Here is a 21,461-nt window from a genome sequence, read left to right as displayed (position 1 = left end):
GATGTGCCGCTTGCGCGGCTTACCGCCATATTTCGTGGTCGTTGCCGGACATAGGCCCGGATGCCACGCTTTGTGTGGCTATATTACATCAGTTTGCGTCGCCGTGTCACCTGAATATCGAGATCAGTAATCTTTTTCCGGAGCGTATTCCGGTTTATGCCCAGCAGATCGGCACATTTCGCCTGATTTCCGCCGGTTGCGTCCAATGCCAGCTCGATCAAAGGGGCCTCAACCTCGCGCAGGATGCGTTGATACAGGCCCGGAGGTGGCAATAAATTGCCGTGCAGATCAAAGTAACGACGCAAATGACGCGCGACAGAGGCGGACAGTTTTTCGCGCTCACCATCCCCCAGAACCGGTTCGGCTTCGGGTTGACTGCCCAAGACCATCTCGACCTCGGCCTTCGAAATCTCGTCGGCGCGGCTGGTCAGGCTTAGACGGCGGATCGCATTTTCAAGCTGCCGCACGTTGCCGGGCCACGAATACCGGCGTACCAGTTCCACCGCCTCGGGGCTGAGCCAGCGTTTTGCGCCATGCTCGCGCTCCTCTCGCGCCAGAAAATGATCGGCCAAAAGCGTGATGTCATCCACCCGTTCGCGCAGGGCCGGAACATGGATTGTTGCGCCACACAGCCGGTAATACAGGTCCTGCCGAACACGACCGCTTTCCATCGCTTCAGTCAGGTCCGACTGGCTGGTGGCCATGAATCGGGGGACATGATCGCCCGGTGTGTCCATCATCCGCACAATCCGGGCCTGCAATTCATCTTCGATATCCGCGATCTCATCAATCAGCAGCGTGCCGCCACGCACACGGGCCATCACGCGGGCCGGACCTTCCAGATCACGCAAGTCCGCAGCCGTGGCTGTGACAAACGGCAACGTCCGGCGATCAGAGAAATCATGAATAGCACGTGCTATCAGAGACTTACCTGTTCCGCTTTCACCCGAAATCATCACTGAAAGATCGGTATTCATCACCCGCGCAACCAGACGATAAAGCGCCTGCATGACCGGTGTCCTACCGACCAGCGGCAGTTCTTCGGGGCGATCATCCGACGGTTCCGTGACCTCGGTTTGAACCCGCTGTTTCTGCTCCAACGCCCGCGCGGTGCGCTTCATCAGGTCTGGAAGGTCGAACGGTTTGGGCAAATAGTCATATGCGTCCGCCTCTGCCGCCTGAATCGCCGTCATGATCGTGTTTTGCGCGGAAATGACGATCACCGGCAGACCGGGCCGATCTTGGGCGATCTTGGGCAACATCTCCAACCCGTTCCCGTCCGGCATGACAACGTCCGAGATCACGACGTCACCCTTACCTTCACCGACCCAGCGCATCAGCGTGGTCAGCGAGGATGTCGCATGTACCTTGCACCCTGCCCGCGTCAGGGCCTGTGTCAGGACCGTGCGGATTGTGCGATCGTCATCTGCGACCAATACTGTTCCATCCATCGGGTGCTCTCCTTATCTTCAGCTCTTGCCGGCTGTGTTCTACGTTGCGTCTTTTGGCGCCCGCCTCAGCGAGATGCGGAACACCGTGCGACCCGGCACCGAGTCGGCGGAAATCCAGCCGTCATGGTCCGAGATGATCTTGCTCACCAGCGCCAGCCCAAGGCCGGTGCCGTTTTCCTTGCCCGACACGAACGGGTCAAAAATATCGCTGCGAATCTTGTCCGGCAAACCCGGCCCGTCATCCATGATTTCGATCTGCAGGGGCAGCGAATGCCCCGATCCATCGCTGCGCCGCAATCGGAAGGAATGTTCGAAATACGTGCGAAGCCGGATTGTTCCCCCTTTAGGATCAGCTGCTTCCGACGCGTTCTTCAACAAGTTCAGTACAACTTGCAGAAACTGATCCGGGTCTCCATAGGCCAACGGCAACGAGGGGTCGTAATCTTCGATGATCGTCATATGGGCACCAAACCCCAGCAGCGCAGAGCGCCTTGCACGGTCCAGAACATCGTGAATATTGACCGGCTTGAAATCGGGCTGCGAGAGGTTGCCGAACTGCTCCACCTGCTCCAACAGCTTTACGATCCGGCGGCTTTCAGCGACGATAAGATCCGTTAATTCAAGGTCTTGCTGCGAGATATTCATGCTCAATAACTGCGCTGCCCCAGTTATTCCGGCCAACGGATTCTTGATCTCGTGCGCCAGCATTTCGGCCATGCCGATGGCGGACTGCGCCGCAGATTTGACCGTATTGCCGCGTGTCATCCGCCCTGCCAATTCGCGCGGCGAGATGATCATGATCATCGACCCCGTATGCCCAACTAAAGGTGCAATCTGCAACGCGCATTGCAGCGGTGCGCGGCTGCCGGACCCCACGTCGACGTCGTTCACGAACAATGGTGTGCTTTGCTGACGGGCGCGCAGAAACGCCTCTTCCAGCGGGGCATCGACAGCGATCTGGTCCCAGACTGGGTTGCCGATTACGGACTTGCGGGACGCATTCAAAAACCCTTCACCCGCCGAATTTACATCGGTGATCCGGTCCTCGGCGTCAATAATGAAGGCTGGAACCGGCAATGAGGCCCAAATGCTCTGATCCGAAGTCATGCCGCAGCCTCCGCATCGCCTATAAGCGCATCGCCCAGCAGACGCAGAACCTCAGCCGTGTCGCGGGACGTCAGCACAGCGCGACGCAAACTCGGGGGGGTATCTGCCTCATCCATGTACCAGCCAAGGTGTTTTCGTGCGACCCGCAGCCCCAGGTCTGCACCGTAGAATTCGAGCATTGACTGATAGTGCCCCTGCACCATTTCAACCAGATCATCCCCTGTCGGAACGACCGGAGCTTGGGCGCCATACAAGTCGTGGCAAATCTGCGCCAGCAACCACGGCTTACCCTGGGCACCCCGCCCGATCATGACCCCATCTGCGCCCGACTTTTCCAGTGCAGTCCGCGCCGCGCTTGCGTCCACGATATCGCCATTGGCAATGACAGGGATCGATACAGCCTCTTTCACGGCCAGAATTGCGGCCCAATCCGCGCGCCCCTTATAGAACTGACACCGCGTGCGGCCATGGATCGTGACCATACGGATACCCGTGTCCTGCGCACGCCGGGCAACGTCCGGGGCATTCAACAGTTTATCGTCCCAGCCAAGGCGCGTCTTCAGCGTGACCGGCACGTCAACGGCATTCACGACTGCCTCGATCAGCGTCAGCGCGTGATCCGGTGTCTTCAACAACGCCGATCCGGAATAGCCGTTCGTCACCTTCTTGGCCGGGCACCCCATGTTAATGTCAATCACCCGTGCACCCCGATCTGCAACCTGCCGTGCAGCTTCGGCCATCCAATATGCCTCGCGCCCTGCTAGTTGAACGGCGGTGTTTTCGACTTCGGCCGAAAGCTCGGCCCGTTCGCGCACGCCGGGCTTAGCTTGAACCATCTCCTGACTGGCGACCATCTCACTGACGACCATCCCGGAGCCAAAGCGCATCACCAGATCACGAAACGGTCGGTCGGTGATTCCGGCCATCGGAGCCAGCATGACTGGCGGGTCTAGGTGTTTGTCAGCGAGTTGCAGGGTCAACGTGCTTAATCCTTGGGCAGTTGCGGCTTTGATATCGAATTGAGCGTATATGAACAACAAAACGGGGGGGTAAAAGCCCGGAAAATCATCACGTGCCTATTTTTTAGGCACGGTTACGCGGGTGATTGCCTCTGCATTCACCGCACCCTAAACATTGCGCTCAAATCACCGGAGTGACCGCCCCATGACCACCGCCGCAATCATCGTCGCCGCAGGACGCGGAACGCGCGTTGGAGGGGATATTCAAAAACAGTGGCGACCACTTGCGGGGCGTCGCGTCGCGGACTGGACGATTGACCGCTTTCAGGGTCAGGTCGACCACATCGTTCTTGTCCTGTCCGAGGGCGATCAATCCGCCTGGAGCGAGTTTGAAAGAACGAACCTGATCCTCGCCGCAGGTGGGTCGGACAGGGCAGCGTCTGTGCGCAACGGACTGGACGCGCTGGCCGATTTGGAAATCGAACATGTTCTGATTCACGATGTGGCGCGCCCTTGCGTGACCACCGATCTTATTCAGTGTGTTCTGTCGGCCCTGAACGATTCCCCTGCTGCCGCTCCGGGGCTTGCCGTCACGGATGCCTTATGGACCGGAGATGGACATTTCGTTTCGGGAACACAGGACCGAACCGGCCTGTTCGCTGCGCAAACGCCACAAGGCTTTCACTATGGTGCGATTGTCTCAGCCCACGCGGCCCATCCCGGAGGCGCAGCAGACGATGTCGAAGCCGCACGCGCGGCGGGTCTGGACGTGGCGATTGTTCCAGGTGATGCGGACAACTTGAAAATTACACGGCCCGAGGATTTTGCCCGGGCTGAACGCATAATGGGAACGAATATGAATGTAAGACTGGGCAACGGGTACGACGTGCATCGGTTTGGCGACGGGGATCATGTGATCCTGTGCGGCGTGAAAGTTCCACATGATCGCGGCCTACAGGGCCACTCAGACGCAGATGTGGGAATGCACGCCGTGACTGATGCGATCTATGGCGCGCTGGCACAGGGTGATATTGGCCAGCACTTCCCGCCCTCGGACCCGCAATGGAAGGGCGCGGCCAGCGAGATTTTCCTGCGTCACGCGGTCGAACTGGCCGAAACGATGGGTTACTCAATTTCGAATGTGGATTGCACGCTGGTCTGCGAATACCCCAAGATCGGCCCCCATGCGAGCGCGATGCGCGCGGAAATGGCCCGGATCATGGGCCTACGGGCCGATCAGGTCTCGGTCAAAGCGACCACATCTGAACGTCTGGGCTTTACCGGCCGAAGCGAGGGGATCGCCTCGCTTGCCACCGCCTGTCTGGTGAAGTCATGACCGCCGCGCGCCTGATCGGAACGGTCTGCGGTGTGGGTTATCTGCGCCCTGCGCCGGGCACATGGGGATCGCTGGTCGCCCTGCCCCTTGCGTGGCTGCTGCATACGCTGGGCGGCTTTCCCCTGCTGGTGATCGCCACGCTGGCAGCGTTCCTGGGTGGCCTTTGGGCGACCCGCGTGATGACTGCAGGGCAAGAGGATCACGATCCGTCCGAGATCGTTATAGATGAGGTCGCGGGCCAGTTCATCGCGCTTTGGGCGGTTTCCTACCCCTCATGGGCGCATGGGATCGACATCACCGCACTCTGGCCCGGTTGGATTGCCGGTTTCCTGCTATTCCGGCTGTTCGACATCACCAAGCCCGGTCCGGTTGGTTGGGCCGACCGCAAGGGGGATGCGATGGGCGTTATGCTGGACGATGTGATCGCCGGGGTATTCGCCGCCATTGGTGTGATACTGCTGGCAGGGCTTGCACATGGAGTTCTTGGGCTATGAACCTGACTGACCTGCTTGACCGCGCCAAGGTGCAAGGGGTGATGATCGCCACCGCCGAAAGTTGCACAGGGGGCATGGTGGCCGCAGCGCTGACCGACATTCCTGGAAGCTCGGCGGTGGTTGACCGCGGTTTCGTCACGTACACCAACACCGCCAAGCAACAGATGCTGGGTGTTAACGCCGGGACGCTGGACGCCCATGGCGCAGTCTCGGAACAGGTCGCCCGCGAGATGGCCGAAGGAGCGTTAGAGCATTCAGAGGCGCAATTGGCCGTGTCCATTACCGGTATCGCAGGCCCCGGCGGGTCCGAGTTCAAACCCGAAGGGCGCGTGTGCTTCGGACTAGCTGCCAGCGGGATGCCAACGCATGTTGAAACCATCGAATTCGGCGCGCTCGGCCGTGACAAGGTTCGCGTTGCCGCGCGCGATCACGCGTTGAACTTGCTTTCAACTGGGCTTTTCACACTCGCCCAAAAATAAGGCATTTTGCCAGAATTGATGCGCATTTAACCATCACTTCACAAAAAGCCCCCAAAATAGGCGGGTTTTTCGATCATTGCCTCTTTTTTCCACGCTCTCCCTCCGCTTCAAGCCCCGCCACACATGCTGATGAGGAGAGCGGCCAATGAATGGAGCCGATACCGCCTGGATCATAGTTGCAACCGCACTGGTCCTTTTCATGACACTTCCGGGCCTGGCCCTGTTCTATGGCGGCCTTGTGCGTGCCCGTAACGTGCTGAGCGTTTTCATGCACTGTTTCTCGATCGCATGCCTGATGAGCATTCTGTGGCTGGTCGCGGGCTACTCGATTGCGTTCGGCGACGGCGGGTCGGGCCTGTGGGGCGGTCTGGGCAAAGCCTTTCTGAACGGCGTCGATGCAGACAGCCTTTCAGGCAATCTGCCCGAGGTTCTTTTCTTCGCGTTCCAGATGACATTTGCCATCATCACGCCCGCGCTGATCGTGGGTGCCTATGTGGAACGCGTTGGTTTTGGCTTCGTGCTGACCTTCTCGGGCCTGTGGATGCTGCTGTGCTATGCGCCGGTGGTGCATTGGATCTGGGGCGGCGGCATGCTGACCGATGGCGGTATTCTGGGTGAGGTCGGCGTGCGCGACTTTGCAGGCGGAATTGTAGTGCATGAAACCGCAGGTCTGGCCGCGTTGATCATTGCCGTGGTGCTTGGTCCCCGCCTTAACCGCACGACGCCGCCGCACAACCCCGGATTCGTGATGATTGGTGCCGCGATGCTGTGGGTCGGCTGGTTCGGCTTCAACGGCGGGTCGCAACTGGCCGCTGACGGCGGTGCCGCGATGGCGATGACCGTGACACATATCTCGGCCGCAACCGCCTCGCTGACATGGGCGCTGTACGAGCGGATCAAGTACGGCAAAGCCTCGATGGTTGGTCTGGTGACCGGCACGATTGCGGGTCTGGCGTCAATCACCCCGGCTTCGGGCTATGTCGATCCGGTGCAGGCGCTGATCATCGGTGCTGTCGCAGGTGTGTTGTGCCAAGAGGCCGTCAATGTCATCCGCAACGTGCTGAAAATCGACGACACGCTGGATGTCTTTGCCGTGCATGGTGTCGGAGGCATTTTCGGCACGATCATGATCGCGGTGTTCGGCCTTGGCGCTTGGACCGCACAGTTGGGCGGGTTGGTTATCGTGGGTGCCTTTACGGCAGTTGTCACATTTGTGTTGATCAAGGTGGTTGCACTGATCACCCCGCTTCGCGTAGACGCCGAGACCGAGACAAACGGCCTCGACCTGTCGGTACACGGTGAGCGGGCCTATGACATGAGCAGCTAAGCCCACCTTGGCGCTCGGGCCCTTTTGGGCCATGGCGGGCCTCGCATCTGCGGGGTCCGCTTTTCTTTTGCCCGCCCTCTCGACTCTGGGTGGCGGGGCGCGCTATCAGCCCGCAACGTGTTTTCAGCCCAGAGGTTTGCACCATGATCCCCAGCTCGTACCCCGACAGCACCGAAATCGCCCGCCTGACCGCGCGGATGCTGCTGGAGATCAAAGCCGTCCACTTCAATTCGCGTGAGCCGTTCACGCTCGCTTCGGGCCTGCCTAGCCCAACCTATATCGACTGCCGCAAGCTGATTTCATATCCGCGCATCCGCTCGACTCTGATGGATTTCCTGACCGTCACCGTGATGCGCGACGCGGGGTTCGAAGCGTTCGACAACATCGCGGGTGGAGAAACCGCTGGCATCCCGTTTGCCGCCATGGTGGCCGAACGCATGGCCCTGCCGATGACCTATGTACGCAAAAAACCCAAAGGCTATGGCCGCAATGCCAGGATTGAGGGCGCAATGTCCGAGGGTGAGCGGGTCTTGCTGGTCGAAGACCTGACCACCGATGGCGGTTCCAAGCTGTCATTCGTCGACGCGATCCGCGATACGGGTGCCATCTGCGGCCATACGGCGGTGATCTTCTACTATGGGATCTTCCCCGAGACCGAAAAAACCCTGGGCGACCACGGCGTGAAGCTGCATCACCTGTGCACCTGGTGGGATGTTCTGGCCGAAGCAAAGGCGCAGAAAGCCTTTGATGCAGAGACACTTGATGGGGTCGAAGCCTTCCTGAATGATCCGCGTGGATGGCAGGAAACCCACAAAAGCTGATAATCCACCTGTGCATAAGCTGGGGGTAACTCGGCGTAGAATCGCCCCCAGACGCTTGCATCTAGTGTCGCCGGCTGGATGGCGCACTAAATGTTGCGCGGCGCAGCGTTCTTTGGCAAAGTTGTCCAAACTTATCCCAAGCTGAAGCTGAGTTATACGCAACTTATCTTCAGAGATTTACAGATGGCCCAACGGGCGCCGGATTGATTAGAACTGTCGCACGGGCAGCGGGGACAAAATGAACGAGATTAGCAGCATCGAGCAGGCAGCGGCGCAGATTCAGAGTGCCGAAACTATGCCGCACTCCATCGAGGCCGAGCAGCAGCTTCTGGGCGCGATCCTGACGAATAATGATCTGTATGACCGGGTAGCCTCGATCATCGGGGCCGAGCATTTCTATGACCCGGTCCACGCCCGCATCTATGAAGTCGCCGCCAACCGCATCGCCAAGAATGCGCTGGCCTCACCCGTCACGCTGAAATCCTTCATGGCCGAGGATGAGGGCCTGAAGGAATTGGGCGGCCCCGCCTATCTGGTCAAACTGGCGGGCGCTTCGATCAGTGCGTTTGCCGTGCATGATTATGCCCAGATGATCTATGACCTGGCAATTCGGCGCGAGTTGATCCGACTGGGTCGGGACATTTCGGACAAGGCGGCGCGGGTCGATGTATCAAGCGAACCAAAAGAACAAATCGTCGAGGCCGAGCAACAGCTTTATCAGTTATCCGAGCAGGGCCAGACCGAACAGGGATTTCAATCCTTCCTCAAGGCGGTCACAGAAGCCGTCAACGTCACCAACGAAGCGTACCAGCGCGGCGGTGGCATGGCGGGGATATCCACCGGTCTGGCCGACTTGGACAAACAGCTTGGGGGCCTGCACCCCTCGGACCTGATCATTCTGGCCGGGCGTCCGTCGATGGGGAAAACCTCGCTTGCGACCAACGTGGCGTTCAACGTGGCCAAAGCATACAAGCGCGGCACCAAATCGGATGGGTCCGAAGGAGCGGTTGACGGCGGCGTGGTCGGGTTCTTTTCACTGGAAATGAGCGCCGAGCAGTTGGCGGGCCGGGTTCTGGCCGAAGCGTCCGAAATCTCAAGCCACAAAATCCGTCAGGGTGACATGACGGAATCCGAATTCCGCCGTTTCGTGGACGCCGCGAAGGAGTTGGAAGCCTGCCCGTTGTTCATCGACGACACCCCGGCCCTGCCGATCTCACAACTTGCCGCCCGCGCGCGGCGGTTGAAGCGGACACATGGGCTGGACCTGCTGGTGATCGACTATTTGCAACTCTGCCGGGGTATGTCCGACAATCGGGTGAACGAAATTGCCGAGATTTCGATGGGCATGAAGGCCATCGCCAAGGAACTGAACATCCCGGTCATCGCTCTGTCGCAGCTTTCCCGTCAGGTCGAAAGCCGAGACGACAAGCGCCCGCAACTGTCAGACCTGCGGGAATCAGGCTCGATCGAACAGGATGCCGACGTGGTGATGTTCGTGTTCCGCGAGGAATATTATAAGGAACGCGAAAAGCCCGGCGATCATGAGCTGGAAAAGATGGAAGAGTGGAAACAGTCGATGGAACGCCTGCACGGCAAGGCCGAAGTCATTGTCGGCAAGCAGCGACATGGTCCCATTGGCACGGTCGAACTGTCGTTCGAGGCGCAATTCACCCGCTTCGGCAATCTGGTCAAACCCTGGCAGCAGGACGGCCAGATCGAAGGCTACTGACCTACCACAATTCAGGCTTGTCAAACGCGGGAACGCAGCGCGACGGACCAGAGAAAGGGGCCGCGTCGCCCTCAGCCAACGACTGGCCAATCCATCCGTGCGGCTGACTTAGCGTCTGCGGTGGACGGGCGAAATCCTGCGCCATCGGTTTGAACCCTGTCTTTCCGTAGTAGGCAGGATCACCGTAAGTTATCGCGAAATCAACGCCTTGCCCCTTCAGGTCGTCCAGCGCGAAACGGATCAGCCTTTGCCCAATCCCTGCTTTCTGGCGATCGGTTTTAACGGCGACCGGCGACATCAAAACGACGTTGCGCGGGTCTTCATCGTAAAACAAGCGCGAAAAGAGGATGCACCCCAAAAGCTCTTCACCTTCGCTTGCCAGATAGCAGCGCAGATCGTCGTCTTCGGATGTTCCCATCAAATCCTGCACCAACGACGTCAAAGCCTGACCTTCGGCCACTCCTTCGGAGGCTGTGAAAACGTCCCCATAAAACGATGGTATCTGCGCCTCAAAACCGGCGTATCCCGACGTAAGTTCAATCATGTTCGCCCTTTTCCCGCCGTCACAGCCCAAGTGAACGATTCCCCTGGCTGACCGCTGTTGATCACAAGTTGAACACAATAGGGCACCCGTAAAAACGAAAACTCGACCGGCAATTTGGCGCGCCCGTTTCGAAATACAGGCCGCATGCCGCCCAAGTTCCCGTCAATCGAGGCAATAATCGGCCCGTACCCCCTTGACCTGCCGCGATCCAATGTCATGAACAGAGCCATGAGTACCGCACGTTTGACGATCAACCTTCATGCGCTGGCCAGCAACTGGCAGGCGCTCGACGCGAAAACCAATGTCGAGACCGGCGCCGTGGTCAAGGCCGACGCTTATGGCCTTGGGGCCGAGCCCGTTTCGGCAACGCTGGCCGAAGAAGGCGTGCGCAAGTTCTTTGTGGCGGCCGCGGAAGAAGGGGCCGCCGTCCGTCAGGCCGTCGGGCCTATGCCAATGATCGGCGTGTTCTCGGGCCATATGGAAGGCGACACAGATCTGTTGCGCGACCATGACCTGACACCTTTAATCAATTCACCCGAGCAGTTCCTACGCCATGTCGAGGCCCTGCCCGATCAGGCGTTCGGGGTTCAACTGGACAGCGGCATGAACCGTCTGGGCCTAGAGCCTGCGGACTGGGCGGAACTGCGCCCCAGGATCGAACCGCTGAAACCGCTTGTTGTGATGTCGCATTTGGCGTGCTCGGACGAACCTGACCACCCCATGAACCAACAGCAGTTGCGAACCTTCCGCGAGATGACCGATGGAATTTCCGCGCCGCGTTCACTGGCGGCCACTGGGGGAACGCTGCTTGGCCCCGAATTCCATTTCGACTTTTGCCGCCCAGGGATCGGTTTGTACGGTGGAATGCCGTTCGCTGACGCAAAACCGGTGGTGACCGTAGACTTGCCTGTCATTCAGGTCCGCCAACTGGCGGTCGGAGAAACGGTTGGCTATGGCAACAGTTGGACGGCCCGGCGGCCGTCGCGCATTGCAACTGTCGCGGCGGGATACGCGGATGGGTTGCACAGGGCGATTGGCGGCGGGATCGACGCGTTCGCCGGTGGTCAGCCCTGCCCAGTCGTTGGACGCATTTCGATGGACCTGATTACCGTCGATGTCACCGATTTGCCCAATGACCCCGAGCGTATGCGTATCCTGAACGGTCACCAGACTGTCGATGATCTGGCCGAGGCCGCTGGCACCATTGGATACGAAATCCTCACATCGCTAGGCGCGCGATATTCCCGAGGCTACGTGGAATGAGTGCGCTGGACTTGCTGGGCGGTCTTGGTCGCGCAGTGCTGACCCTGCTTGCGACCTTTGGCAAGGTGGCCTTGTTTTCCATTGACGCCATCTCACACATCTTCAGGCCGCCTTATTACCCACGCGAATTTGCCGTTGCGCTGATGAATATCGGATGGCTGTCTTTGCCCGTTGTCGGATTGACCGCCATCTTTACCGGCGGTGCGCTAGCGCTGCAAATCTATGCAGGCGGTGCGCGTTTCAACGCCGAGGCCGTGGTACCGCAGATCGTTGCCATTGGCATGGTGCGCGAGCTTGGTCCGGTTCTGGTCGGCCTGATGATCGCCGCCCGTGTTACCTCGTCCATCGCGGCTGAGATTGCGACCATGAAGGTGACCGAACAGATCGACGCGCTGGTTACGCTGTCGACCCACCCGATGAAATACCTAACAGCGCCCCGCGTTCTGGCCGCGCTAATTACCGTGCCCCTGCTGGTAGGCATCGGGGATATCATCGGCATCGCCGGAGGGTATGTCGTCGCGACCGAGAATCTGGGCTTCAACGCAGCGACCTATCTGCAAAACACGGTCAATTTCCTTGAAACACGCGACATTGTCTCGTCGCTGGTCAAAGGGGCGGCTTTTGGCCTGATCGCGGCGATCATGGGCTGCTACTACGGCATGAATTCGGGACGCGGCGCGCAAGGCGTCGGTCGGGCGACCAAGTCCTCGGTCGAATCTGCTGCAATCATGATTCTGGCCGCAAACTTCATTCTGACAGGGGTGTTCTTCTCGGTATGATCAGGATGGAAAATGTACACAAAGCCTTTGGCTCCAATCAGGTTCTGCGCGGCATGAGCCTTGATATCCCCAAGGGCACCTCGATGGTCATCATCGGCGGGTCGGGCACCGGAAAGTCCGTTGCACTGAAATGTATTCTTGGCCTGATCAAACCCGACAGTGGCATGATCTATGTTGACGGCAAAGACGCCACCAAGGGCGACCGGGATGCGTTTCTGGCGCGGTTCGGGATGTTGTTTCAAGGGGCGGCGTTGTTTGACTCGCTCCCCGTCTGGCAAAACGTTGCCTTCCGCCTGCTGCGTGGCCCGTTAAAGCGCCCCCCGGAATATGCGCGCGAGATTGCGATCGAGAAACTGCGGCGGGTTGGTCTGAAATCCGATGTGGCAGACCGCTTTCCGTCTGAACTGTCGGGCGGGATGCAGAAACGCGTGGGCCTCGCCCGTGCCATCGCCGCCGAGCCCGAGATCATTTTCTTTGACGAGCCCACAACCGGTCTGGACCCGATCATGTCCGGCGTCATCAACGACCTAATCCGCGAAATCGTGACCGAGATGGGCGCCACCGCGATGACCATTACCCACGACATGAGTTCGGTCCGCGCGATTGCCGACAACGTCGCCATGCTGCACGGAGGGGTGATCCAGTGGACCGGCCCGGTCAGCCAGATGGATGCCTCGGGCGATCCTTATGTGGAGCAGTTTATTAGTGGCAGCGCTGAGGGTCCGATTGAGGCGGTGCGCTAACTCACATTTGCCTGCTGTTCACGCTCCAATTTGTCAGAGGCACGTTTGGCATAGTCATATCGCAACAAATATTGTCTGCCAGCGACGACAAATTCCGGCGCCTGAATTCGGACAACACCCAATGCTTGCATCAAATGAGCTCCTGAAACCGGGAAATAGTCCGGATCTTCGCCGGAGAGCCTGTTGTAAATTCGCCCTCCGAACCAACTTGCTCTGCGTCTGGCACGGTCCGTTTCGTGCAACCGAAAATGCAGAACTCCAAGAAGCTGTTCGCGATCAAACGGCAATCTGTCTGCAGCGGTGCTTCCTTTCGAAACCAAAGAATTTGCACCGCCTGTTACGGCACTAGAAATACCCTTGCTGAACGCAGAAGGGCCATTCGGTATTTTTATGACTGGATCAACCACTTCAACCCACACAAGAACACCCCAGTCAAAATACACCTTAACCAAAGCTTTGTCTGCGACAACAAATACTTGCAGCCCTTCATGCAGCCTCATAGGTATTCATACGGATTATTCGGGATTGCCAATGACCCTCCGCCTCGCCACCCTCTCGCTACTGATCCTCTACCCTATCGCGTGGTTCGCCCCGCTGATGCGCGCGGGGCTGTTGCCAATCTTCGGCCTCAGTGAGATCAGCGTCATCACCGGCCTGCAATCCCTGTGGAAATCCGATATCTTCCTGGCGCTGATCGTCACCGTCTTTGCCCTGTTCGCGCCCTACATCAAGACAATTGGAACGGCTCTGGTGCAGTGGGACCTGCTGGATGCCCGCGTTCAACCCGCGCTCAACATCATGGGCAAGTTGGCGATGGCCGACATCTTTCTGATCGCGCTGTACATCACGCTGGCCAAGGGCATTTCCTATGCCACGATCGAAACCGCATGGGGATTGTACCTGTTTACAGCCTGCATTCTGGCCTCGATCGCGCTGGGATACATTACGGAAATGACATCCAGTTCACGAAAACCTCAGACCTAATTGATTGAAAACCTTCATCTGGGTATCATCTTAATATTTCGAGCAGCAACAATTAGTAGTTTCAGGTCCGCAGCGGATCAATCTGCGTGTGTTAATTGCATCCCGCTCTGGCCTGGTTTGTACCGGTTTGAGAAGGAGTTCGTCTATCATGACCGCCCTCCATAATATGACTTTGCAATTTCAGAATGCGTTTTTAAGACTTACTTTTTTGCTGATTTGTACTGCGGCACTGTTCTCTGTTTCAACGACAATACTTTCTGCTTTCGGCGTGCTGCCATGGTTGTCCATGCAAGCCGGTTTCGGCACGGGAACCTATGTTGATGCGGGTATGTTCATACAGATAGCACTGACAGCACTGATTCTCATGCTGGCGTTCTATCTGCCGGCAAATGCGCGAATGATGGCGCTGGAAAACGCCCATCGGAAGTTCTCGCTGAACATGCAGGACATCTCTTACGCGTACCAGTTGGCGCATGCGGCTGATCGTGGGGATACCTTTCTACTGTCCTCGGAATTCGATGCGGTCAAGGAACGGATGGCGTTTCTGCGCCACCATCCAGACCTGCAATCGCTTGAGCCGGAAATCTTGGAACTGGCCGCGCAGATGAGCCAAATCAGTCACGAGCTGGCTGAAACCTATGGCGATGCCAAAGTTTCCCGCGCGCGTATGTTCCTGCAACAGCGACAGGAAGAGATCGAACAATTCCAGCAGCGGATCGGCGACGCCCAGACCATTCAGCAGGAACTGCGACAGTGGACACGCGATATCGAGATCGAAGAATCCATTGCCAAGTCTCAGCTTGCTCGGCTGCGCGATGAGTTGTTCGAACTTCTGCCAGAGCTGTCAGCCCAGTTACAGACGCCGGCCGAAGATCGTGAAACTTCGGCATCCAGCGTAATTGCAATGTCACCACCACGCGCGGCGGAATAGGCGCGTCAGCGCCTGCTGTCGACGATGACCCGTCGGGTCTGAGGACGCAGCCCGCCACCGTCGGAGAGGAAAGCCCATAAGGGCTTGAAGAACCGACCGTCCTCGGGCACCAAGAACGGCATGGTGAAGACGACTTCTTTTTCTTGTTCGGCCTGTGGTGCTACCCATTCCCGTTGGTCCGGGCGATGCGACAGTTGCGGCGAATGGAACACGATTGCGCAGGATGTACCCCTTTCGGCTGGCCCTGCAAAAAAATCCCTCGGCGGCAAACGTGGCCAGCCCATCGCACTCACGGACCTGTCGACCGAGGAAACTCCCCCGCCCCGCACGCTGTGCGGGGTTGATGAACTGGACCGTGTTCTGGGTGGCGGCCTTGTTCCGGCCTCGGCCTTGCTGGTGGGCGGTGACCCCGGAATCGGCAAGTCCACTTTGCTGCTGCAGGCTGCCGCCCGGTTCTCGCGTGCTGGCGTCAAGACCATTTATGTGTCCGGCGAAGAAGCCAGCGCGCAGGTGCGGATGCGCGCGCGTCGCCTTGGGCTAGAAGACGCACCAGTGCAACTGGCGGCGGAAACCAACTTGCGCAACATCCTGACCACGCTTGAGACGGAAAAGCCCGGCCTTGCCATTATCGACTCGATTCAGACCATGTGGGCCGACAATGTCGACAGCGCCCCCGGCTCGGTTTCACAAGTAAGGGCCGCTGCGCATGAATTGACCACGTTTGCGAAACGACACGGGATTTCGATCATCATGGTCGGCCATGTCACGAAAGAGGGTCAAATCGCAGGCCCCCGGGTCGTCGAGCATATGGTCGATACAGTGCTGTATTTTGAGGGCGAACGCGGTCATCAGTTCCGTATCCTGCGCGCAGTCAAGAACCGTTTCGGCCCTGCAGATGAGATCGGCGTGTTTGAAATGACGGGCAAAGGTCTGGCTCAGGTCACGAACCCTTCGGCCCTGTTCCTGTCCGAACGTGGCGCTCCCAGCCCCGGTTCGGCAGTATTCGCTGGGATCGAAGGTACGCGCCCTGTTTTGGTTGAATTACAAGCACTTGTCGCACCTTCCCCACACTCTCAGCCCCGCCGCACGGTCGTGGGTTGGGACAGCGGGCGACTGGCCATGATCCTGGCCGTGCTAGAGGCACGGTGCGGTGTGCCCTTCACCGGGCTTGACGTTTACCTCAACGTGGCCGGTGGCCTGAAAGTCAGCGAACCCGCTGCCGACCTTGCGGTTGCAGCCGCATTGCTCAGCGCACGCGAAGACACGGCCCTGCCCGCAGACACGGTCGTCTTCGGGGAAATCTCGTTATCCGGGGCACTTAGGCCAGCCTCTCAAACTGAAAATAGGTTGAAAGAAGCCCAGAAACTTGGTTTCACATCAGCCATAGCTCCGGCAGGTGGCAAAACTGGCAGTGTGGCAGGTCTGACACTCACCCGACCCTCTGATTTGGTGGGGTTTGTTGGCGAAACCTTCGGAGCAGGTTAAGGTAACGCCTTGAGAGGCTAAAAAAAATACAGGCGAGGGCCATGGAAGGTTTTACAATTATTGACGGGGTGGTTGCCCTGATCGTCGTGGTGTCGGGCCTATTGGCCTATTCCCGCGGCCTTTTGAGAGAGATTCTGGCGATTGCGGGTTGGGTCGCAGCCGCCGTGCTTGCCTTTATTTTCGCACCCCAAGCTGTGCCGCTGATCAAAGAGATCCCCGTCGTTGGTGATTTCCTGCGCGACAGTTGCGAATTGTCGGTGATAACCGGGTTCGCAGCCGTATTTGCAGTGGCCTTGATCGTGGTCAGCATATTTGCACCCCTGTTTTCCTCGGTCGTGCAACGCTCGGCGCTGGGTGGACTGGATCAGGCGCTTGGGTTCTTTTTCGGTATCGCGCGCGGCATCTTGTTGGTCGCCATCGCGTTCTTCGTCTACGACACGGTCATGACCGGCCAGTCCTATACCATCGTGGACGAAAGCCGTTCGGCGAAAGTTTTCGAACAATTCGGGGAAAAGATCGAAGAGCAAAACCCCGAGGCCGCTTTGGGTTGGGTCACCCAGCAATACGAAGAACTGGTCGCAAGCTGCACAGAGGGGTCAGCCCCCACCGAAAGCTCTACTCCGACCGAAGAAACGACGACACCAACAACGAACGAATAACAAAAAAGCCCGGCTCAGACCGGGCTTTTTCTTTGGCCGTGAGACTTTGCTTCAGGTAAAGCCTTCACCCGCGCACACCGTACAGCGGACGTTCTTCAGGCCGAAACAGCCGGTACAGTTGCTGTAGATAGGTTTTCCATAGACATCGCGGCTTTTGACGACCTCGCCCGCCCCATTGCAAATCGGGCACGGAGCACGGCCCATTCCACGACAACGATGGCATCGCCGCTTGGACGGCTCTTCCTTTTTTTGTCCTTGTTTGTGCTGCCACATTTTTCAAAACCCTGCCCGATATTTTTCTATATCAGACAATCATTCTTGCGGAATTGACAGCATAAGCCGCACCGAACGTCACCTTTTGATGCTCATTGTGACAAAATCCACCTGCGTCAAATCGCAAATGTGATCCTTTGATGACACCGGCACCGTAAGGCATTATGTGAGAGCCGAACTGACATGGAATCGGAGCCACCGATCTTGCTGTATCTGTTTTTCTTCGCGCCAACCCTTCGTGACGCAGGCGCGTCTGCCCCTAAGTTTAGACGGGCAGTACAAAGCATAGATACTCCCATGCGCCCGTTCCAAACCGCGTCGCACGTCAAAACGTCATAGAAATTGGAGCCCGTACATGTGTGGGATTTTGGGGATCGCAAGCAGAACGCATGATGTGTTTGCGGAAATCTATGACGGGCTGCTGATGTTGCAGCACCGGGGTCAGGATGCCTCGGGGATCGTCACCTATACCGGAGAGTTCTTTCGCGAGAAAAAGGCCAACGGTTTGGTCAAGGACGTGTTCAACGCCAAGGACGCGGAAACCCTGCTGGGCAAGGTCGGGATTGGCCACGTCCGCTATCCGACCGCCGGGTCGCTCAGCGCGTCTGAGGCGCAGCCATTCTTCGTGAACGCCCCCTACGGCATCTATCTGGTCCACAACGGCAACATCACCAATACCGCCCAACAGCGTGCAAAGGTAACGGGCAAATACAGCCGCCACCTGCGCACGACATCAGATTCCGAGATTTTGCTGAACGTTTTGGCCGACAAAGTGGCCGATGCGATCAAAGTCAACGGCAATGCCGATCCGATCCGCAACATCTTCGCCGGTGTGAAGATGACGATGGAACGTGTTCAGGGTGCCTATTCCGTCATTTGCCTGATCGCTGGGGTCGGCATGTTGGCGTTTCGTGACCCGCATGGCATCCGCCCGCTGTCCGTTGCGATCCGCGAGGAAGGCGGCAAAGGAGATGACTATGCCTTTGCCTCGGAAGATGTTGCTTTTGGGATCAACGGGTTCAGCAAATTGCGTGACCTGCGTCCGGGCGAAGCGATCCTAATCGACCTTGACGGAAACAAACACGAGTTCCAGGCCGTCGAAGGCAAGCTGACACCCTGTATCTTTGAATATGTGTATCTTGCACGTCCGGATTCGTTGCTGGATGGCGTATCCGTTTACAAGACCCAGATGCGCATGGGGCAGACTCTGGCCAAACAAATTCAGGATTCAGGGCTTGAGATCGACCGGATCATCCCGGTTCCCGACAGCGCCCGCCCCGTCGCACTTGAGGCTGCCAAGATTACTGGTATTCCCTATCGCGAAGGTTTGGTGAAGAACCGCTATGTCGGGCGTACCTTTATCATGCCCGGTCAGGAAGAGCGTCAGAAATCCGTGCGCCGCAAGCTGAATGCGGTTCCGCTGGAGTTCGATGGGCATAACGTGCTGCTGATCGACGATTCCATCGTGCGCGGCAACACGATCAAAAAGATCGTCCAAATGTGCCGTGAGGCCGGTGCAAAAAAGGTCTATATCGCCAGCGCCTCGCCTCCGGTGAAGTACCCCAACGTCTATGGGATCGACATGCCCACCAAGCATGAATTGATCGCCAACGGTAAAGAGATCGAGGAAATTCGGCAGGAGTTGGGTGCAGACGCTTTGTTCTATCAGCACCTCGACGACCTGATCTGGGCGGCCAAGGAAGGCAACCCCGAGATCGAGGCCTTTGACTGTTCATGCTTTGACGGCAAGTACATCACCGGCAGCGTCAGCGAAGACTATTTAGACACGCTGGAAAACAGCACTCGGGTCAGCAAAAAGCGCGAGGACATGCAGATACCGGGCGGGTCGTGGAACGCGGCCAAGCTAGCCTCTGGCTAAGAGCTACATCGCGAATCAGTTGTGACAATGGCCCGCGTTGCTTAGGCGATCGGGCCATTTTTCATGCCCGGAGAGGGAACGATTGGTTGATTTCCGCGCACAACCCTCTGACGAAGGAGGCGCATTCGCAATGGGTTCGCTGGGTCGGTATAGTATGTGGCGGAACGGCCTGCCAACCGCACCTTTTGTTCCGGCCGCGCCTTTGATAGCCCCCCTGTCACCAACCACTCAACACAAGGGGTTGGGGCCATGCGCCCCGGCCGCAGTTCATGTCAAACGCCAACGTCAAAAGCGCTGCCACGCAGAAGGGCGCGTTAAAAAAGAACTCAGTTTCCTTACTTGGAATTTTTGGCTCCAAAACCGATATGCGTGCTTTGGTGCGCTTGTCATCGGGCCGCGTGAAAGAGGTCAAACCGGGTAGCCGCATTGCCTCGGGCACCGTGGTCGCCATTGATGACGACGGAGTGATGCTGCGACAAAGCGGCCAAACCAAGCGGATCGCCATCCCCGGCAGCTAATCCTGTCTTGACGCTTTGCGCCCAGGGGTCCAAACCGCATCCATGACCGATCAGACCAAAATCGCCCTTATCACCGGGGCCTCGCGCGGCCTGGGTGCTGCTTTGGCCGAGGCCCTCGCGCCGGAGTATCACATTGTTGCCGTCGCCCGCACGACCGGCGGGTTGGAAGAACTGGACGACCGCATTCAGGCCAAAGGTGGCTCAGCGACGCTGGCCCCCATGGATATCGCCGATCCAAACGCAATGGCCACCCTGTGCCGCAGCATCCATGACCGTTGGGGCAAGGTGGATTTGTGGGCGCATACTGCTATCCACACCTCGGCGCTGACGCCCGTTCATTTTGTAGATCCCAAAGAGTGGGCAAAGGCCGCAAGCATCAACGCGACGGCAACGTCCGTTCTTATCCCATACGTGGCCCCTTTGTTGGGTGAAACCGGACATGCCGTGTTTTTCGACGATCCAAAGGCGGGCCAAAAATTCTATGGTATTTATGGTGCGACCAAAGCAGCCCAGATCGCGTTGGCGCGGAGTTGGGCGGCAGAGACCGAACGCACCGGTCCGCGCGTTTCGATCATTGAGCCTGCGCCTATGCCAACGGCTGTACGCGCCAGGTTCCACCCCGGTGAGGATCGCGCCGCGCTAACACCCACGACAGACGAAGCCGCGCGGATATTGGCCCTGCTCTAGGAATGGCCCTTTCGGGCCATGCCTCCGGCGGGGATATTTTTAGCCAGATGAAGCGGGCGGATCAGCCTATTTGGGTGCCGCTGCGCCCAGCCAGATCGACGAAGAATTGCCACGCGACGCGGCCCGAGCGCGCGCCACGGGTGGCCTGCCATTCGATCGCTTCGGCGCGCAGAGTGTCAGCGTCGACCGTGACTCCGTAGGCGGCGCAATAGCGATCGATCATCGCAAGGTATTCATCTTGATCGCAGGGGTGGAAGCCCAACCACAAACCGAAGCGATCGGACAGCGAGACCTTTTCCTCGACCGCCTCGGACGGGTTGATGGCGCTGGAGCGTTCGTTTTCGATCATGTCCCTTGGCATCAGGTGGCGGCGGTTCGAAGTAGCATAGAAAACAACGTTTTCCGGGCGGCCTTCGATGCCGCCATCCAACACGGCCTTGAGCGATTTGTAATGCTGGTCATCATGGCTGAACGAGAGATCGTCACAGAACAGGATGAACCGGTACGGCGCGGCGCGCAAATGGTTCAGCAGGCGCGCGACCGAGCCCATATCCTCGCGCTGGAGTTCCACCAGTTTCAGGTTGGGGTGGTCCGATTGCAAGGTGCCGTGGACCGCTTTGACAAGGCTGGATTTTCCCATCCCGCGCGCTCCCCACAAAAGCGCGTTGTTGGCTTTGAAACCGGATGCAAAGCGGCGGGTATTATCCAGCAACGTGTCTCGGGACCGGTTGATCCCAACCAGTAGGTCCAGATCAACCCGGTTGACCTTGGTCACCGGCTCAAGCCGGTCGGGGTCCACGTGCCAGACAAATGCCGGGGCCGCACTGAAATCAGGTGCGGCCAAGGGTGCAGGGGCCATCCGTTCCAGAGCGTCAGCAATGCGGTTCAGGGCTTGGTTGTCCATCGGGGCCTCCGGTCTTGTCGTCGCGGTTTCAAACCATGTTCCGGCTTGCGCAACAAGGTCCAGAAAAGAAAAAGGCGCGCCTAGCGATGGCGCGCCCGATTTTCAGTTC

22 protein-coding genes are annotated in these 21,461 nt (G+C 58.3%); 16 read left to right on the top strand and 6 right to left on the bottom strand.

The genetic code is table 11. From position 1 onward, the window contains the following. Positions 1–83: 83 nt before the first annotated feature. Genes GOV88_RS12970 through dusB form a run of 3 tightly spaced genes read right to left on the bottom strand, consistent with a single transcriptional unit; the run spans position 84 to position 3,538 of the window. A complete protein-coding gene (locus tag GOV88_RS12970) occupies positions 84–1,451 on the bottom strand; it encodes a response regulator (RefSeq protein WP_171121603.1) in 1,368 nt (455 codons plus the stop codon). 39 nt (positions 1,452–1,490) lie between these two features. Further along, positions 1,491–2,558, bottom strand: coding sequence for a nitrogen regulation protein NR(II) (locus GOV88_RS12965; RefSeq protein WP_171121604.1), 1,068 nt, complete (start codon positions 2,556–2,558; stop codon positions 1,491–1,493). Then, positions 2,555–3,538, bottom strand: a complete 984-nt coding sequence (gene dusB, locus GOV88_RS12960; protein WP_256368395.1) for a tRNA dihydrouridine synthase DusB — start codon at positions 3,536–3,538, stop codon at positions 2,555–2,557. The genes GOV88_RS12965 and dusB overlap by 4 nt, the downstream gene beginning before the upstream one ends. A gap of 184 nt (positions 3,539–3,722) precedes the next feature. Here dusB and GOV88_RS12955 point away from each other — a divergent pair, with 184 nt between their 5' ends. The 6 genes from GOV88_RS12955 (at position 3,723) to GOV88_RS12930 (ending at position 9,703) form a co-directional block, all read left to right on the top strand. Further along, positions 3,723–4,853 (top strand): bifunctional 2-C-methyl-D-erythritol 4-phosphate cytidylyltransferase/2-C-methyl-D-erythritol 2,4-cyclodiphosphate synthase, encoded by a 1,131-nt coding sequence (locus GOV88_RS12955; protein ID WP_171240692.1) that lies wholly within the window; start codon positions 3,723–3,725, stop codon positions 4,851–4,853. Then, positions 4,850–5,347 (top strand): phosphatidylglycerophosphatase A, encoded by a 498-nt coding sequence (locus GOV88_RS12950; protein WP_171124788.1) that lies wholly within the window; start codon positions 4,850–4,852, stop codon positions 5,345–5,347. Before GOV88_RS12955 ends, GOV88_RS12950 begins: the two co-directional genes overlap by 4 nt. Further along, positions 5,344–5,826 (top strand): CinA family protein, encoded by a 483-nt coding sequence (locus tag GOV88_RS12945; protein ID WP_171240691.1) that lies wholly within the window; start codon positions 5,344–5,346, stop codon positions 5,824–5,826. The genes GOV88_RS12950 and GOV88_RS12945 overlap by 4 nt, the downstream gene beginning before the upstream one ends. A gap of 145 nt (positions 5,827–5,971) precedes the next feature. Continuing rightward, complete coding sequence (locus GOV88_RS12940; RefSeq protein WP_171240690.1) at positions 5,972–7,153, top strand: ammonium transporter; 1,182 nt, start codon at positions 5,972–5,974, stop codon at positions 7,151–7,153. 143 nt (positions 7,154–7,296) lie between these two features. Further along, on the top strand, positions 7,297–7,974 hold the full coding sequence (locus GOV88_RS12935) for an orotate phosphoribosyltransferase (protein ID WP_171211359.1): 678 nt from the start codon (positions 7,297–7,299) through the stop codon (positions 7,972–7,974). Between the two features lie 238 nt (positions 7,975–8,212). Beyond that, positions 8,213–9,703, top strand: coding sequence for a replicative DNA helicase (locus tag GOV88_RS12930; protein WP_171240689.1), 1,491 nt, complete (start codon positions 8,213–8,215; stop codon positions 9,701–9,703). Between the two features lies 1 nt (position 9,704). Here GOV88_RS12930 and GOV88_RS12925 read toward each other — a convergent pair whose 3' ends face one another. Further along, positions 9,705–10,247: a GNAT family N-acetyltransferase gene (locus GOV88_RS12925; RefSeq protein WP_171240688.1), complete on the bottom strand. Its 543-nt coding sequence runs from the start codon at positions 10,245–10,247 to the stop codon at positions 9,705–9,707. 228 nt (positions 10,248–10,475) lie between these two features. On the opposite strand from GOV88_RS12925, the gene alr reads away from it, so the two are divergent. The 3 genes from alr to GOV88_RS12910 are packed head-to-tail and all read left to right on the top strand — an operon-like array spanning position 10,476 to position 13,032. Continuing rightward, positions 10,476–11,510 carry an alanine racemase gene (gene alr / locus GOV88_RS12920; RefSeq protein ID WP_171121611.1) on the top strand — a complete coding sequence of 345 codons (1,035 nt, stop codon included), beginning with the start codon at positions 10,476–10,478 and terminating at the stop codon, positions 11,508–11,510. Then, entirely contained in the window at positions 11,507–12,289 is a 783-nt protein-coding gene (locus GOV88_RS12915) for an ABC transporter permease (protein WP_171240687.1), read from the top strand. The genes alr and GOV88_RS12915 overlap by 4 nt, the downstream gene beginning before the upstream one ends. Next, positions 12,286–13,032 carry an ABC transporter ATP-binding protein gene (locus GOV88_RS12910; protein ID WP_171124778.1) on the top strand — a complete coding sequence of 249 codons (747 nt, stop codon included), beginning with the start codon at positions 12,286–12,288 and terminating at the stop codon, positions 13,030–13,032. Before GOV88_RS12915 ends, GOV88_RS12910 begins: the two co-directional genes overlap by 4 nt. Here GOV88_RS12910 and GOV88_RS12905 read toward each other — a convergent pair. Beyond that, positions 13,029–13,532 carry a hypothetical protein gene (locus GOV88_RS12905; RefSeq protein WP_171240686.1) on the bottom strand — a complete coding sequence of 168 codons (504 nt, stop codon included), beginning with the start codon at positions 13,530–13,532 and terminating at the stop codon, positions 13,029–13,031. The two genes, GOV88_RS12910 and GOV88_RS12905, sit on opposite strands and share 4 nt — an antisense overlap. A gap of 31 nt (positions 13,533–13,563) precedes the next feature. On the opposite strand from GOV88_RS12905, the gene GOV88_RS12900 reads away from it, so the two are divergent. The 7 genes from GOV88_RS12900 to GOV88_RS12870 all read left to right on the top strand — a co-directional run bounded on the left by GOV88_RS12900 (position 13,564) and on the right by GOV88_RS12870 (position 20,448). Continuing rightward, positions 13,564–14,016 (top strand): paraquat-inducible protein A, encoded by a 453-nt coding sequence (locus tag GOV88_RS12900; protein WP_171124769.1) that lies wholly within the window; start codon positions 13,564–13,566, stop codon positions 14,014–14,016. 286 nt (positions 14,017–14,302) lie between these two features. Next, on the top strand, positions 14,303–14,947 hold the full coding sequence (locus GOV88_RS12895; protein WP_254449233.1) for a DNA repair protein: 645 nt from the start codon (positions 14,303–14,305) through the stop codon (positions 14,945–14,947). A gap of 120 nt (positions 14,948–15,067) precedes the next feature. Next, entirely contained in the window at positions 15,068–16,432 is a 1,365-nt protein-coding gene (gene radA, locus GOV88_RS12890; RefSeq protein ID WP_171240783.1) for a DNA repair protein RadA, read from the top strand. Between the two features lie 41 nt (positions 16,433–16,473). Beyond that, entirely contained in the window at positions 16,474–17,091 is a 618-nt protein-coding gene (locus GOV88_RS12885; protein WP_171121617.1) for a CvpA family protein, read from the top strand. 628 nt (positions 17,092–17,719) lie between these two features. After that, the gene (purF, locus tag GOV88_RS12880; protein ID WP_171121618.1) at positions 17,720–19,243 is read left to right on the top strand and encodes an amidophosphoribosyltransferase; all 1,524 of its coding nucleotides are present in this window, start codon (positions 17,720–17,722) and stop codon (positions 19,241–19,243) included. A 269-nt stretch (positions 19,244–19,512) separates the two neighbouring features. Further along, on the top strand, positions 19,513–19,761 hold the full coding sequence (locus GOV88_RS12875) for a hypothetical protein (protein ID WP_171240684.1): 249 nt from the start codon (positions 19,513–19,515) through the stop codon (positions 19,759–19,761). A gap of 42 nt (positions 19,762–19,803) precedes the next feature. Beyond that, on the top strand, positions 19,804–20,448 hold the full coding sequence (locus GOV88_RS12870) for an SDR family oxidoreductase (protein ID WP_171240683.1): 645 nt from the start codon (positions 19,804–19,806) through the stop codon (positions 20,446–20,448). Positions 20,449–20,509: 61 nt separating this feature from the next. Here the strand turns inward: GOV88_RS12870 and GOV88_RS12865 are convergent, their stop codons facing one another. Continuing rightward, complete coding sequence (locus tag GOV88_RS12865) at positions 20,510–21,352, bottom strand: ATP-binding protein (protein WP_171240682.1); 843 nt, start codon at positions 21,350–21,352, stop codon at positions 20,510–20,512. Positions 21,353–21,461: the final 109 nt, after the last annotated feature.

It is taken from the genome of Ruegeria sp. HKCCA5491 (assembly GCF_013034565.1).
GTDB lineage: Bacteria > Pseudomonadota > Alphaproteobacteria > Rhodobacterales > Rhodobacteraceae > Ruegeria.
Note: the sequence above shows the minus strand (reverse complement) of the source record. Positions and strands in the feature narration are given on the sequence as shown.

Coding starts and splice junctions, on each gene's coding strand:
- GOV88_RS12965 (WP_171121604.1), bottom strand. CDS start 2,558: ATGACTTCGGATCAGAGCATTTGGGCCTCATTGCCGGTTCCAGCCTTC.
- GOV88_RS12910 (WP_171124778.1), top strand. CDS start 12,286: ATGATCAGGATGGAAAATGTACACAAAGCCTTTGGCTCCAATCAGGTT.
- GOV88_RS12945 (WP_171240691.1), top strand. CDS start 5,344: ATGAACCTGACTGACCTGCTTGACCGCGCCAAGGTGCAAGGGGTGATG.
- GOV88_RS12955 (WP_171240692.1), top strand. CDS start 3,723: ATGACCACCGCCGCAATCATCGTCGCCGCAGGACGCGGAACGCGCGTT.
- purF (WP_171121618.1), top strand. CDS start 17,720: ATGTGTGGGATTTTGGGGATCGCAAGCAGAACGCATGATGTGTTTGCG.
- GOV88_RS12865 (WP_171240682.1), bottom strand. CDS start 21,352: ATGGACAACCAAGCCCTGAACCGCATTGCTGACGCTCTGGAACGGATG.
- GOV88_RS12925 (WP_171240688.1), bottom strand. CDS start 10,247: ATGATTGAACTTACGTCGGGATACGCCGGTTTTGAGGCGCAGATACCA.
- GOV88_RS12935 (WP_171211359.1), top strand. CDS start 7,297: ATGATCCCCAGCTCGTACCCCGACAGCACCGAAATCGCCCGCCTGACC.
- GOV88_RS12875 (WP_171240684.1), top strand. CDS start 19,513: ATGTCAAACGCCAACGTCAAAAGCGCTGCCACGCAGAAGGGCGCGTTA.
- GOV88_RS12900 (WP_171124769.1), top strand. CDS start 13,564: ATGACCCTCCGCCTCGCCACCCTCTCGCTACTGATCCTCTACCCTATC.
- GOV88_RS12915 (WP_171240687.1), top strand. CDS start 11,507: ATGAGTGCGCTGGACTTGCTGGGCGGTCTTGGTCGCGCAGTGCTGACC.
- GOV88_RS12950 (WP_171124788.1), top strand. CDS start 4,850: ATGACCGCCGCGCGCCTGATCGGAACGGTCTGCGGTGTGGGTTATCTG.
- radA (WP_171240783.1), top strand. CDS start 15,068: ATGGTGAAGACGACTTCTTTTTCTTGTTCGGCCTGTGGTGCTACCCAT.
- GOV88_RS12895 (WP_254449233.1), top strand. CDS start 14,303: ATGCAAGCCGGTTTCGGCACGGGAACCTATGTTGATGCGGGTATGTTC.
- alr (WP_171121611.1), top strand. CDS start 10,476: ATGAGTACCGCACGTTTGACGATCAACCTTCATGCGCTGGCCAGCAAC.
- GOV88_RS12885 (WP_171121617.1), top strand. CDS start 16,474: ATGGAAGGTTTTACAATTATTGACGGGGTGGTTGCCCTGATCGTCGTG.
- GOV88_RS12940 (WP_171240690.1), top strand. CDS start 5,972: ATGAATGGAGCCGATACCGCCTGGATCATAGTTGCAACCGCACTGGTC.
- GOV88_RS12970 (WP_171121603.1), bottom strand. CDS start 1,451: ATGGATGGAACAGTATTGGTCGCAGATGACGATCGCACAATCCGCACG.
- GOV88_RS12905 (WP_171240686.1), bottom strand. CDS start 13,532: ATGAGGCTGCATGAAGGGCTGCAAGTATTTGTTGTCGCAGACAAAGCT.
- GOV88_RS12930 (WP_171240689.1), top strand. CDS start 8,213: ATGAACGAGATTAGCAGCATCGAGCAGGCAGCGGCGCAGATTCAGAGT.
- GOV88_RS12870 (WP_171240683.1), top strand. CDS start 19,804: ATGACCGATCAGACCAAAATCGCCCTTATCACCGGGGCCTCGCGCGGC.